Below are 12,431 nucleotides of genomic sequence, written 5' to 3' on the forward strand. Positions count from 1 at the left end.
CCGGCTGTATTGCCCGGCCACCGCGGCCGCGCCGGCCAAGAGAAAAGCCGCAGAGGCATGAGATGAAGATGCGCGACCTCATCGGCGGCGCAATCGCCGCGATCCTGCTCGGCGCCGGAGCCGCCTCCGCGGCCGGGCCGACGCTGACCGTCGTCCAGCAGACCATCGCCGATGAGAAGGCGGTGTTCGCCACCGTCGAAAGCATCAGCGTGGTGCCGGCGCGCGCGCGGATCGGTGGCACGGTGATCGCGCTGAAAGTCCGCGAGGGCGACAGTGTCAGCCGGGGGCAGGAGATCGCCACCATCGGTGACGACAAGCTGACGCTGCAGATAAATTCGCTCGACGCGCAGATCCAGGCGCTGCAGGCGCAGGCGAGCCAGGCGCAGATCGACTACGACCGCACTTCGGGCCTGGTCGAACGTGGCACGCTGCCGCGCACAAAGCTCGACGAGGCGCGCACCGCCCTCAACGTCGCCGAAAACAATTTGCGCGCCAAGACCGCCGAGCGCGCGGTGATCCAGCAGCAATTCAAGGAAGGCCAGGTGCTGGCGCCCGACGACGGCCGTGTGCTGAAGAAGATGATCACGGTCGGCTCGGTGGTGCTGCAGGGGGATCCGATCGTCACCGTGGCGCAGCAGCACTACAAGCTGCGGCTTCGGGTGCCGGAGCGGCACGCCCGCTTCCTCAAGGCGGGTGATAAAATCCGCGTCGACGGCACCGAATTCGGCGATCACACGGCCAAGTTCGGTACGATCGACCTGGTGTATCCGCAGATCGAGGACGGCCGCGTCGTCGCCGACGCCACCGTCGAGGGACTCGGCCAGTACTTCGTCGGAGACCGTCTGCGCGTGTGGATCTCCGGCGGCGAGCGGCCGGCGATCGTGATTCCGTCGCGCTACATCACCACGCAATTCGGCGTCGACTACGTACAGCTCGGCGAGCCCGGCAAGAGTGTCGCGGTGCCGGTGCAGCGCGGCCTCGACCATCCGACTCCCGCAATGCCCGACGGCCTGGAGATTCTCTCCGGCCTGCGCAATGGCGACAAGCTGGTGCAACCGTGAATCTCGGAATCTCAGGCCGCCTCACCAAGGCGACGATCCAGTCGCCGCTAACCCCGCTGTTCCTGCTGGCGGCCCTCGTCGTCGGACTGATCGCACTCGCCGTGATCCCGCGCGAGGAGGAGCCGCAGATCAGCGTGCCGATGGTCGATATCCGCGTCAACGCCGACGGCCTGCGCGGGCCGGACGCGGTCGAACTGGTGACCAAGCCGCTGGAAGCGATCGTCAAGGGCATCGACGGCGTCGAGCACGTCTACAGCCAGACCGAGGACGACCGCGTCATGGTCACGGCGCGCTTCCTGGTCGGCACCAATGCGGACGACGCGATCCTGCGTGTGCACGCCAAGCTGCGCGCCAATCTCGACAGCATCCCGGTCGGCATTTCCGAGCCGCTGATCGTCGGCCGCGGCATCAACGACGTCGCCGTGACGGTCCTGACGCTGTCGCCGAAGCCCGAGGCCGCGGCGCGCTGGACCGACAAGGACCTCTACGAACTCGCCACCAAGCTGCGCTCCGAACTCACCAAGGTCGACAATATCGGCCTGACCTACGTGTCCGGCGGCGGCGGCCAGCAGATCCGGGTCGAGCCCGATCCGGAGAAGCTGTCGCTGTACGGGGTGACGCTGCAGCAGCTCGTCGCCAAGGTGAAGGACGCCAATCGCTCGTTCCAGGCCGGCAGCGTGCGCGACGCCGGCACGATGCGCAGCGTCTCGGCTGGCCAGACGCTGATGGGGATTCCGGATATCGGCCTGCTGCTGATCGCCACGCGTGACAACCGGCCGGTCTATGTCCGGGACGTCGCCGATGTGATCATCGGGCCGAACGCCGCCGAGCATCGCGTCTGGACCGACTCCAAGGACGGCGCCGGCAAGTGGGATCGCGTGCCCGCCGTCAGCCTCGCGCTCGCCAAGCGCGCCGGCGCCAACGCCGTCGTGGTCTCGCACGACATCCGCGAGCGGCTCGCGTCGCTGCAGAGCACGCTGATCCCGAACGATGTGGCCGTCACCATCACGCGCGACTACGGCGAGACCGCCAACGAGAAGGCCAACGAGCTGCTGTTCCATCTCGGCCTCGCCACGATCTCGATCGTGGTGCTGATCGCGATCGCGATCGGCTGGCGCGAGGCGGTGGTGACCGCGGTGGTGATCCCGACCACGATTTTGCTGACGCTCTTTGCCGCCAACCTGATGGGCTACACCATCAACCGCGTCAGCCTGTTCGCGCTCATTTTCTCGATCGGCATTCTGGTCGACGACGCCATCGTGGTGGTGGAGAACATCGCGCGGCATTGGGGCATGAAGGACGGCCGGCCGCGGCTGCAGGCCGCGATCGAAGCGGTGGCCGAAGTCGGCAACCCGACCGTGATCGCGACGCTGACGGTGATCGCCGCGCTGTTGCCGATGCTGTTCGTGTCGGGGCTGATGGGCCCGTATATGGCGCCGATCCCCGCCAATGCGTCGGCCGCGATGCTGTTCTCGTTCTTCGTCGCCATGGTGGTGGCGCCGTGGCTGATGCTGAAGCTGGCGCCGAAGCAGGGGGCGGTCGTGGCGTCGCATGACGACCATGACGAAGGCCGGCTCGGCCGGCTGTATCGCCGCATCGCCACGCCGATCGTCGCCAGCAAGCGCGCGTCCTGGATCTTCCTGCTCGGCGTCGGCGTCGCGACGCTGCTTTCGATGGTGTTGTTCTACACCAAGTCGGTGACGGTGAAGCTGTTGCCGTTCGACAACAAGAGCGAGATCGCCGTGATGGTGGATCTGCCCGAAGGCGCGACGCTGGAGGACACCGAGCGCACGCTGTTCGCCGCCGCCGATATCGCCCGCGGCCTGCCTGAAATCACTTCGGTGCAGAGCTACGCGGGCACGCCGGCGCCGTTCAATTTCAACGGCCTGGTGCGGCACTATTACTTGCGCGAGCGGCCCGAGCTCGGCGAACTGCAGGTCAACCTGAAAGAGCGCGGCGATCGCAGCCGCGCCAGCCACGCCATCGCGCTCGATCTGCGCGAGCGGCTGAAGGCGCTGAACGTGCCGCAGGGCGCCAGCATCAAGGTCGTCGAAGTGCCGCCGGGGCCCCCGGTGCAGGCGACGCTGCTGGCCGAGATCTACGGTCCCGACGCCGCGACGCGGCGCGCCGTCGCCGCCGAGGTCAAGGGCATCTTCCGGGACGTGCCGTTCATCGTCGATGTCGACGATTCGATCGGCGATCCGCGGCCGCGGTTGCGGCTGTCGATCGATCAGGATCGACTCGAATTCTTCGGCGTCGAGCAGAAGGACGTCTACGACACCATCGCCACGTTGTTCGGCGGCACCTCGATCGGCTACTCGTATCGCGGCGAGGACCGTAACCCGATCGAGATCGCGGTGCGGCTGCCGAAGCGCGACCTCGCCTGGACCGAGGCGCTGGCCTCGACGCCGGTGCCGGCCAACACGCTGCCCGGCAGCAAGACCGTGGTCGAGCTTGGCCAGCTTGTGAAGGCGGCCCGTGAGGTCGGCTCGCCGCTGATCTTCCGCCGTGACGGCCGCTTCGCCGACATGGTGATGGCCGAACTCGCCGGAAAATTCGAGGCGCCGCTGTACGGATTGCTCGAGGTGGACAAGCGGATCGAGGCGCACGATTGGGGCAAGCTGCCGAAGCCGGCGATCAGCCTGCACGGCCAGCCGACCGACGAGTCCAAGCCGACCGTGTTGTGGGACGGCGAATGGGAAATCACCTGGGTGACGTTCCGCGACATGGGCGCGGCGTTCGGCGCCGCGATCCTCGGCATCTACGTGCTGGTGGTGGCGCAGTTCAAAAGCTTCAAGCTGCCGTTGGTGATCCTGACGCCGATCCCGCTGACACTGATCGGCATCCTGATCGGCCACTGGCTGCTCGGCGCGCCATTCACCGCCACCTCGATGATCGGATTCATCGCGCTCGCCGGCATCATCGTGCGCAACTCGATCCTGCTGGTCGATTTCATCCGTCACTCCGGCGGCGAGGGCAAGACGTTGCGCGACGTCGTGCTGCAGGCCGGCGCGGTGCGCTTCAAGCCGATCCTGCTCACCGCGCTGGCGGCGATGATCGGTGCGGCGACGATCCTGCTCGACCCGATCTTCCAGGGCCTGGCGATCTCGCTGCTGTTCGGCCTGGCGTCGTCAACGCTGCTGACCGTGCTGGTGATCCCGGCGATCTACATCGCGCTGCGCGACGGTGGGGCGAAAGCGCCGCACTGACGTCAAAGTGATCGCATTTCCGGTCGATCCGGGGCACAACAGGCGCTCCGCAGACGATGATTGGAACCCGATGATGATCACCCGCCGTTCGGCCCTGTTGACCGCCCTGACGCTGCCGCCGGTGCTGGCCACGCGCGCCTGGGCCGCTCCTGCCGCGTCGGCGCCGGACGACAACGTGCTGTCGACCGAGGCGGTGCTGCGCGATCCGGATATCCCGGTCGCAGGCAATCCCGACGGCGACATCACCATCGTCGAATATTCGGATTATCGCTGCCCGTATTGCAAGAAGGTGGCGCCGGAACTGATGCAGGTCGTCAACGACGACGGCAAGGTACGGCTGGTGCTCAAGGATTGGCCGATCTTCGGCGGCATCTCGGTCGACGCCGCCAAGCTGGTGCTGGCCGCGAAGTATCAGGGCAAGTTTCTCGAAGCGCACAACGCGCTGATCGGCACCACCGCTAAGCTGACCGAGGGCGTGATGAACGACGCGCTCGGCAAAGGCGGCGTCGACGTCGCCCGCGCCGGCAAGGATCTCGAGACCAACAAGGACGCCATCGAGGCGATCCTCAAGCGCAACGACGCGCAGGCCCGCGCCTTCGGCTTCCAGGGCACCCCCGCCTTCATCGTCGGCCGCTTCCGCGTCCCCGGCGTGCTCGACGCCGCGATGTTCAAGCAGGCCATCAAGGACGCCCGCACCGCGGCGGCGCAGAAGAAGTAGTTCGGCCGTAAGCTCTTCGCGTTATTGCGACGCATGAAGCGATGAAGCAACCGGAAGCCGCGTGCATCGCGCTGGATTGCTTTGCAGGACCCTTCCTCGGGCGGCTCTCCGCCGGACTGTTGGCTCGCTTGATCTGGGTCATCCTTGTGCCGCTCACCACGCGCTAATCTGGCGCGTCGTGGCGCAGCAGCAGGATGACGATCATGCCCTGCAGGCGAAGCGCGGCCATCACGGTCGCGACGATGGCTTCTATGGGCTTGGCGGTTGTAGTCACGTCCGCCATGGCGGCACCGTGGCGCGCCGACGAGGGCAACACCCGCGGGTGGATGCTGATGTCGCCGCAGGAGCGGATCGAGCATCAGGCCCGCGTGCGTGGCTTCAGCGATTACGACACCTGCGAAGCCTATCGGGTCGAACATCACGACCTGATGGTGCGCCGGGCGCGCGAGCGCGGATTGGCGCTTCCGGACGAGCATTGGGATTTCTGCAGCCGCCTCAGGCGCGGCGCACGGCCGGAATAAGCCGATGACGCCCGCCGCATCGCGCCTGCGACGCTGGTCGATCCCGCTGCTCACGCTGGCGGTGCCGTTCGGCTTCGTTGCATGGGCATTTCCGGTCGGGCTGGCCTCGCTCCGCGCTGCCGGAATCGTGGCCGGCTGGCTCGGCTGCGGGCTGCTGTTGGTCAGCCTGCTGCTGATGCTGCGCGAACCCCGGCTCGCCGGCTGGCTCGGCGGGCTTGAGCGGATGTATCGCTGGCACCACGTTACTGGCGTGCTGGCTTATGTGCTGTTGCTGCTGCATCCGCTTGCGCTCGCAGCGAGCAATCTCGGCGCCTCGCCGGCGACCGCGTGGCAGACCCTGTCCCCGTCCAGCGAGAGCTGGCCGATCTGGTCGGGCTGGCTCGGCCTGCTGCTGCTGATGGCGGGGCTCGTAGCCACTTTTCTGTCGGGCATCCGTTACGACATCTGGCGGACGCTGCACGTGCTGCTCGGTGCCGGCGTGGTGATCGGGCTACTGCATCTGATCCTGCTCGGCATCGACGAGCCGGTGCTGCCGATCCTTGCGGCTGCGGCCGCGATTCTGGGCTGGCGCCTGGTGCGCGGCGATCTCGGTCTCGCGGCACGGCCCTACATCGTCGCGACGGCACGCGGCCTCACCGAGCACTCGGTCGAGATCGCCCTGCGGCCACTGGCGGAGCCCGCGAGATTGACTCCGGGACAATTCGTGCTGGTGGAGTTCGGCAATGGCCCGGCCTACCGCGGCTGCGGCGAATTTCATCCATTCACCGTGAGCTCGCTGGGCCGCGACGGCACGCTCCATCTCGCCGTGAAGGCGCTCGGCGATTGTACGCGCAGGATGCTGTCGATCGCACCGGGCGTCGGGGCGCGGGTGATCGGCGGGTTCGGTGGTCCGCTGGGCGAGACCGCCGCGGCGCCGCAGCTTTGGATCGCCGGCGGCATTGGCGTGACGCCGTTCGTCGCCGTTCTCCATGACCATTCGCTGCGCCAGCCGACACGGCTGCTGTATCTCTACCGGAGCGAGGCCGATGCGATCTATCTGTCCGAGCTGCGAGCGATGGCGGCGTCGGATCCGCATCTGACGCTGCAGGCAATCGCGACCGGCGATGAGCCGCCCGACCTCGACGGCTTGCTGCCGGAGGCCGGCGCACTCACCGGGGTCGAGTGCTGTCTGTGCGGTCCGCCCGGTCTGATCGCAGCAGCGCAACGGGCGCTCGCCGCGCGCGGCGTCGCGGCTCGGCACATCCACTTCGAAAACTTCGAGTTCAGATGATGCGTACCTTGTATTTCGTCTCGACTGCTTTGTTCTGGGTCGCCGTGCTCGGCTTCTGGGCCGGCAGCGCGTGGACGCCGGGGACCCGCGAACCCGCCGTTGCGGCGGAACGCGAGGTGGCGGCCGCCGAACTTGCCCGTCACGCCACGCCTGCCGATTGCTGGATGGCAATCCGCGGCGCTGTCTACGATCTCACCAGCTATCTGCCCGATCATCCGTCCCGGCCGCAGATCATCGAACCGTGGTGCGGCAAGGAAGCCACTGAGGCTTACAACACCAAGACCAAGGGGCGGTCGCATTCAGGCGAAGCCGACGCGCTGCTGCCAAAATACCGGATAGGCAGCTTTGCGCCGGCTAGATGAGAGTGATTAGCAGCTACTCGCCTCGCACCCTTGCGATGTTGCGGCCGCGGCCGAGTGTCAGCATTCTGTCAGCCGGTCCGGCCTAGGGACATTGCGGTAGCGGCGGCTGCGGGGGGCCGGCGCGCTGTCGGCCTTTGGCCGGCCGGTCCGCGACATCGAAGAGCCACCATGCTCCGCAATTTCACCGTATCCATCGTCTGTCTGGCCGCGCTGCTCGCCGCCGGCGCCGCGCGCGCAGGGGACGAACTGGCGATCTCGGCCGTGCAGGCCGAGCGGGTCGGGATCGAAACCTCGCCGCTGGAGCAGCAGCCGGCGCCGGCCGGGCTCAGCTTCCCGGGCAGGATCACCGTGCCGCCGGATCGTACCCGGCTGATGAACGCCCAGCTCGGCGGCCGCATCGAGCGCCTGCTGGTGCGCACCGACGACATGGTCAAGGCCGGCGACGTCCTCGCCGAAATCCAGAGCCCGGCGCTGGCGAGCGCGCAGGGCGAGTTTCTGGTCGCCTACAACAAGGAGCGGCTGCTCAAGACAAATCTCGACCGCGAGGAGCAGCTTGCGCCCTATGGCGCGGTGCCGAAAAAGCAGGTGATCGTCACCCAGAGCGAATACGACCAGGCCCGCGCCACCGCCGCCGAGCGCCGCGCCGCGCTGCTGCATGTCGGCATGACCGAGGCGGCGATCGACAAGCTGACGACCACCCAGAAGCTCGATCCGAAGCTGACGCTGACCGCGCCCATCGACGGCGTGGTGCTCGAGAGCGCGACGATGCCGGGCCAGACCGTCGAGGCGCTGGCGCTGGTATTCAAGCTGGCGCAGCTGTCGCCGCTGTGGGCCGAGGTGCAGGTGCCGGCGCTGCGTGCCGAGGACTTTGCGGTCGGCGCCCGCGTCACGCTGAAGGGCCACGACTGCGTCGGCCGCGTGGTGTCGGTCGGCTCGAGCGTCGAGCCGACCTCGCAAACCGTGATCGTGCGGGCGCAGTTCGACGATCCGGACACCGACCTGCGGCCCGGCCAGATGATCGAAGCGCAGGTTGCATCCACCACCACCGGCAAGGCCGAATGGCGGGTGCGGACCGGCGCGATGGTCCGGCGCGGACCCGAAGCCTATGTGTTTGTGCAGACCGATTCCGGCTTCGTCGCGCGCCCGGTGAAGGTGCGCGAGGAACTGCCGGCCTTTGCAGTGGTCAGCGGCAGCTTCCGCGGCGACGAGCGCATCGCGGTGCGCGGCGTCGCGGCGCTGAAGGGCGCCTGGCAGGGGCTCGGCGGGGTCGAGTAAATGCTCGCGCGTCTGGTCGAGTTCTCGCTCGCGCACCGCCTGCTGGTGGTGCTCGCCACGCTGCTGCTGATCGGCGCCGGCATCGTCGCGGTGCGCGGCCTGCCGATCGACGCCTTCCCGGACGTCTCGCCGGTGCAGGTCAAGATCATCATGAAGGCGCCGGGCATGACGCCCGAGGAAGTCGAGACGCGGGTGACGATGCCGCTCGAGCTCGAAATGCTCGGCATCCCCAACAAGACCATCCTGCGCTCGACCACCAAATACGGCCTCGCCGACGTCACCATCGATTTCAGCGACGGCTCCGACATCTATTGGGCGCGCAACCAGGTCGCCGAGCGGCTCGCTTCGGCGATGAAGGACATGCCGGACGGCCTCTCCGGCGGTCTCGCCCCGATCACCACGCCGCTCGGCGAGATGTTCATGTTCACCATCGAGGGCGGCGACCTGTCGCTGGCCGAGCGCCGTACGCTGCTCGACTGGACCATCCGCCCGGCGCTGCGCACGCTGCCCGGCGTCGCCGACGTCAACTCGCTCGGCGGTTATGTGCGTAGCTTCGAGATCATTCCCGACAATCTCGCGATGGCGGCGCGCGGCATTTCGATCGACACGCTGCAGAAGGCCGTCAAGGCCAACAACCGCAACGGCGGCGCCGGCCGCCTCACCGCCGGCGAAGAGGTGCTGCTGGTCCGCGTCGACGGCCAGGTGCGCACGCTCGACGATCTGCGCAACATCGTGCTGGCCTCGCGCGACGGCGGCATGGTGCGGGTGCGCGACGTCGCGGAGGTGAGGATCGGAAGTATCACCCGCGCTGGCGCGGTGACGCGCGACGGGCAGGGCGAAGCGGTGCAGGGCCTGGTGCTCGGCCTGCGCGGCGCCAATGCGCGCGACGTCGTCGAGGCGGTGAAGACCAAATTCGCCGAGCTGCAGCCGACGCTGCCAAAGGGCGTCGTGCTCAACGTGTTCTACGACCGCGGCGATCTGGTCGGCCGCGCCATCCATACCGTGTCGAAGTCGCTGATCGAAGCCGTCGTGCTGGTGATCGTGCTGCTGATCCTGTTCCTCGGCGACTGGCGCGCCGCCTTGGTGGTGGCGCTGACGTTGCCGCTGTCGGCGCTCGCCACCTTCGAGCTGATGCGCTCGGCCGGCATGTCGGCCAACCTCATGAGCCTCGGCGGCCTCGCGGTGGCGATCGGCATGCTGATCGACGCCGCCGTCGTCGTGGTCGAGAACATCGTCTCGCATCTGGCGCACGACCGCCACGCCGCGCATGTGCCGCTGCTGCACCGGATCTATCAGGCGCTGCGCGAAGTCGTCGTGCCGGTCACCTCCGGCATCGTCATCATCGTCATCGTGTTCCTGCCGCTGCTGACGCTGCAGGGGCTGGAAGGCAAGCTGTTCATCCCGGTGGCGATGACCATCGTGTTCGCGCTCGGCTCGTCGCTGCTGCTGGCGCTGACGGTGATCCCGGTGCTGGCCTCGCTGCTGCTGAAGACCTCCGGCCATGGCGACACCTGGCTGGTGCGTAAGATCAGCGCCGGCTACACGCCCGTGCTGCGCTTCGCGCTGCGCCGCGAGAAGACGGTGCTGGCAGTCGCGGTCGTCGCGCTGGTCGCCACCGTGTTCGCCTACGGCCAGCTCGGCAAGATCTTCATGCCGACGATGGAGGAGGGCACGCCGATCGTCAGCGTCGAGAAGCTGCCCTCGATCAGCCTGGAGGAAAGCGTCGACCTCGATCTCAAGATCCAGCGCGCGGTGATGAGGACGGTGCCTGAAGTCACCAGCATCGTCGCCCGCGTAGGCTCGGACGAAATCGGCCTCGATCCGATGGGCCTGAACCAGACCGATACGTACGTGATCCTCAAGCCCGAGGCGGAATGGCGCCGGCCGCACGACAAGGAGTGGCTGCTCGGCGAGATCCGCAAGGCGCTCGGCGAATTCCCCGGCATCGGTTTCAGCTTCACCCAGCCGATCGAGATGCGGGTGCAGGAGATGATCATCGGCGCCCGCGGCGACGTGGTGGCGAAGATTTTCGGCACCGACATCCCGACGCTCAACCGTCTCGCCGAGCAGATCACCGCGACGCTCAAGACACTGAAGGGCGCCGAGGACGTCCGCACCACGCTGAACAAGGGCTTCGAGTACTACAGCGTCAAGATCGACCGGCTGCAGGCCGGCCGGCTCGGGCTCGACGTCGATCAGCTCACCGAGGCGCTGCGCGCGCAGATCGAGGGCGAGCCGGTCGGCATCGTGGTCGAGGAGGGCCGCCGCACACCGATCACCATCCGCGGTAGCGAGGCGCTGCGCGAGTCGCCGGCGCGGCTGTCGGGTGTGAGCTTGGTCCTCGCAGGCGGCCAATCGGTGCCGCTCACCAACGTCGCGAAGCTGGAGCGGATCGACGGGCCGGTGAAGATCGATCGCGAAAACGGCAAGCGGCTGGCGCTGGTGATGAGCAACGTCAACGGCCGCGACCTGGTCGGCTTCGTCGATGAGGCCAAGGCAGCGGTCGCGGCGCACGTCAAGCTGCCGGAAGGTTACAGCATCGTCTGGGGCGGCCAGTTCGAGAACCAGCAGCGCGCCGCGGCCCGGCTCGGCATCGTCGTGCCGATTGCTTTGGCTCTGGTGTTCCTGCTGCTATTCACCACCTTCGTGTCGCTGCGGCAGTCGCTCTTGGTGTTCGTCAACATCCCGTTCGCGCTGGTCGGCGGCGTGTTCAGCCTGCTGATCTCCGGCGAGTATCTGTCGGTGCCGGCCTCGGTCGGCTTCATCGCGCTGCTCGGCATCGCGGTGCTAAATGGTCTGGTGCTGGTGAGTTACTTCAACACGCTGCGCAATCAGGGGCTGCCGCCGGATGAGATCGTGATGCTCGGTGCCCAGCGCCGGCTGCGGCCGATCCTGCTCACTGCCAGCATCACGGCGTTCGGCCTGGTGCCGCTGCTCTACGCCACCGGACCCGGCGCCGACGTGCAGCGTCCGCTCGCCGTGGTGGTGATCGGCGGCCTCGTCAGTTCGACGCTGCTGACGCTCGTCATCCTGCCGGTGCTGTATCGCCGCTTCGGCATCGCGGCGGAGGGTAGGTCATGAGCCTCGTGGTGCTGACCCTGATCGCGCCGACGGCGCTGAAGGAAGAGCTGGTCGCCGCGATGCTGGCGCATCCGCCCACCGCCGAGGCCGGCTTCGTTGCGCGCGAGGTCGAAGGCTACGGCCACAATGTCGATTTCGACAGCGTAGTCGAGCAGGTCCGCGGCCACACGCTCGCGGTCGAGATCGTGGTGGGACTGCCGGAAGAGGAAGCGCGGGCATTGCTCGACGCGCTGGCCGATGAACTGCCGGGCCGCGGCATCGTCTGGCGCATGATCGCGGCGAGCGCCGGTGCGCTGGAACGCGGTCCGTCGCAATAGCCGCAACGCGATATATATTCGTCTGGACGAATATATATTGATCGCCTAAGCACGATCTGGATGTTGGAGCCGCGGCTCGCGTGGTATGTGTGTGGCTTCGCTCCAACGATCGTAGCAGGAGAAACGTGCATGACCGCCAGCGTGAAACAATTGCTCGAAGCCGCTCATGCGGTGGTGCCACGGATCAGCGCCGAGCAGGCTGAAGACATGGTCAAGCAGGGCGCGGTGGTGATCGACGTGCGCGACGCGCCGGAGGTCGAGACCACCGGCAAGATCGACGGCGCGCTGCACATCTCGCGCGGCATGCTGGAATTCCGCGCCGATCCGGACTCGCCGTTTCACGACAAGCGGCTGAGCAAGGACAAGCCGGTGATCGTGTATTGCGCCTCCGGCGGCCGCGCCGCGCTCGCCGCCAAGGTGCTGAACGACTTCGGCTACACCGCCTACAACCTTGGCGGCTTCAAGGAATGGGCCGACAACGGCGGCGCCGTCGACAAGCCGATCGACCGCGGGATGTGAGCACCAGGACGACTCTAGCCGCAATCACGGTGTCCTCTCTCCCCTCCCCCTTGCGGGGAGGGGTCGGGGGTGGGGGTCCCCAGGGACTGCGCCCGCGT

Annotated in this window: 10 protein-coding genes; all 10 read left to right on the forward strand. The window is 67.5% G+C overall.

Annotated elements, in window-relative coordinates; translation table 11 throughout:
* The first annotated feature begins 62 nt into the window (after positions 1–62).
* Positions 63–1,061 carry an efflux RND transporter periplasmic adaptor subunit gene (locus ACOJTD_RS02775; protein ID WP_420131417.1) on the forward strand — a complete coding sequence of 333 codons (999 nt, stop codon included), beginning with the start codon at positions 63–65 and terminating at the stop codon, positions 1,059–1,061.
* Entirely contained in the window at positions 1,058–4,270 is a 3,213-nt protein-coding gene (locus ACOJTD_RS02780) for an efflux RND transporter permease subunit (protein WP_420131418.1), read from the forward strand. The genes ACOJTD_RS02775 and ACOJTD_RS02780 overlap by 4 nt, the downstream gene beginning before the upstream one ends.
* Positions 4,271–4,340: 70 nt before the next feature.
* Entirely contained in the window at positions 4,341–4,988 is a 648-nt protein-coding gene (locus ACOJTD_RS02785) for a DsbA family protein (RefSeq protein ID WP_254985138.1), read from the forward strand.
* 281 nt (positions 4,989–5,269) lie between these two features.
* Positions 5,270–5,509 carry a hypothetical protein gene (locus ACOJTD_RS02790; protein WP_420131419.1) on the forward strand — a complete coding sequence of 80 codons (240 nt, stop codon included), beginning with the start codon at positions 5,270–5,272 and terminating at the stop codon, positions 5,507–5,509.
* Positions 5,510–5,513: 4 nt separating this feature from the next.
* Positions 5,514–6,779: a ferric reductase-like transmembrane domain-containing protein gene (locus ACOJTD_RS02795; RefSeq protein WP_420131420.1), complete on the forward strand. Its 1,266-nt coding sequence runs from the start codon at positions 5,514–5,516 to the stop codon at positions 6,777–6,779.
* Complete coding sequence (locus ACOJTD_RS02800) at positions 6,776–7,141, forward strand: cytochrome b5 domain-containing protein (RefSeq protein WP_420131421.1); 366 nt, start codon at positions 6,776–6,778, stop codon at positions 7,139–7,141. Before ACOJTD_RS02795 ends, ACOJTD_RS02800 begins: the two co-directional genes overlap by 4 nt.
* Before the next feature lie 168 nt (positions 7,142–7,309).
* Positions 7,310–8,416 (forward strand): efflux RND transporter periplasmic adaptor subunit, encoded by a 1,107-nt coding sequence (locus tag ACOJTD_RS02805; RefSeq protein ID WP_420131422.1) that lies wholly within the window; start codon positions 7,310–7,312, stop codon positions 8,414–8,416.
* The gene (locus ACOJTD_RS02810; RefSeq protein ID WP_420131423.1) at positions 8,417–11,497 is read left to right on the forward strand and encodes an efflux RND transporter permease subunit; all 3,081 of its coding nucleotides are present in this window, start codon (positions 8,417–8,419) and stop codon (positions 11,495–11,497) included. It abuts the gene before it with no gap.
* Positions 11,494–11,814 (forward strand): DUF3240 family protein, encoded by a 321-nt coding sequence (locus ACOJTD_RS02815; protein WP_420131424.1) that lies wholly within the window; start codon positions 11,494–11,496, stop codon positions 11,812–11,814. Before ACOJTD_RS02810 ends, ACOJTD_RS02815 begins: the two co-directional genes overlap by 4 nt.
* Before the next feature lie 129 nt (positions 11,815–11,943).
* Positions 11,944–12,333, forward strand: a complete 390-nt coding sequence (locus ACOJTD_RS02820; protein ID WP_420131425.1) for a rhodanese-like domain-containing protein — start codon at positions 11,944–11,946, stop codon at positions 12,331–12,333.
* The last annotated feature ends 98 nt before the right edge of the window (positions 12,334–12,431 follow it).

Origin of the sequence: Rhodopseudomonas sp. (assembly GCF_048594845.1) — a bacterium.
Classification (GTDB): Bacteria; Pseudomonadota; Alphaproteobacteria; order Rhizobiales; family Xanthobacteraceae; genus Rhodopseudomonas.

Coding starts and splice junctions, on each gene's coding strand:
- ACOJTD_RS02805 (WP_420131422.1), top strand. CDS start 7,310: ATGCTCCGCAATTTCACCGTATCCATCGTCTGTCTGGCCGCGCTGCTC.
- ACOJTD_RS02800 (WP_420131421.1), top strand. CDS start 6,776: ATGATGCGTACCTTGTATTTCGTCTCGACTGCTTTGTTCTGGGTCGCC.
- ACOJTD_RS02790 (WP_420131419.1), top strand. CDS start 5,270: ATGGCGGCACCGTGGCGCGCCGACGAGGGCAACACCCGCGGGTGGATG.
- ACOJTD_RS02810 (WP_420131423.1), top strand. CDS start 8,417: ATGCTCGCGCGTCTGGTCGAGTTCTCGCTCGCGCACCGCCTGCTGGTG.
- ACOJTD_RS02795 (WP_420131420.1), top strand. CDS start 5,514: ATGACGCCCGCCGCATCGCGCCTGCGACGCTGGTCGATCCCGCTGCTC.
- ACOJTD_RS02815 (WP_420131424.1), top strand. CDS start 11,494: ATGAGCCTCGTGGTGCTGACCCTGATCGCGCCGACGGCGCTGAAGGAA.
- ACOJTD_RS02785 (WP_254985138.1), top strand. CDS start 4,341: ATGATGATCACCCGCCGTTCGGCCCTGTTGACCGCCCTGACGCTGCCG.
- ACOJTD_RS02820 (WP_420131425.1), top strand. CDS start 11,944: ATGACCGCCAGCGTGAAACAATTGCTCGAAGCCGCTCATGCGGTGGTG.
- ACOJTD_RS02775 (WP_420131417.1), top strand. CDS start 63: ATGAAGATGCGCGACCTCATCGGCGGCGCAATCGCCGCGATCCTGCTC.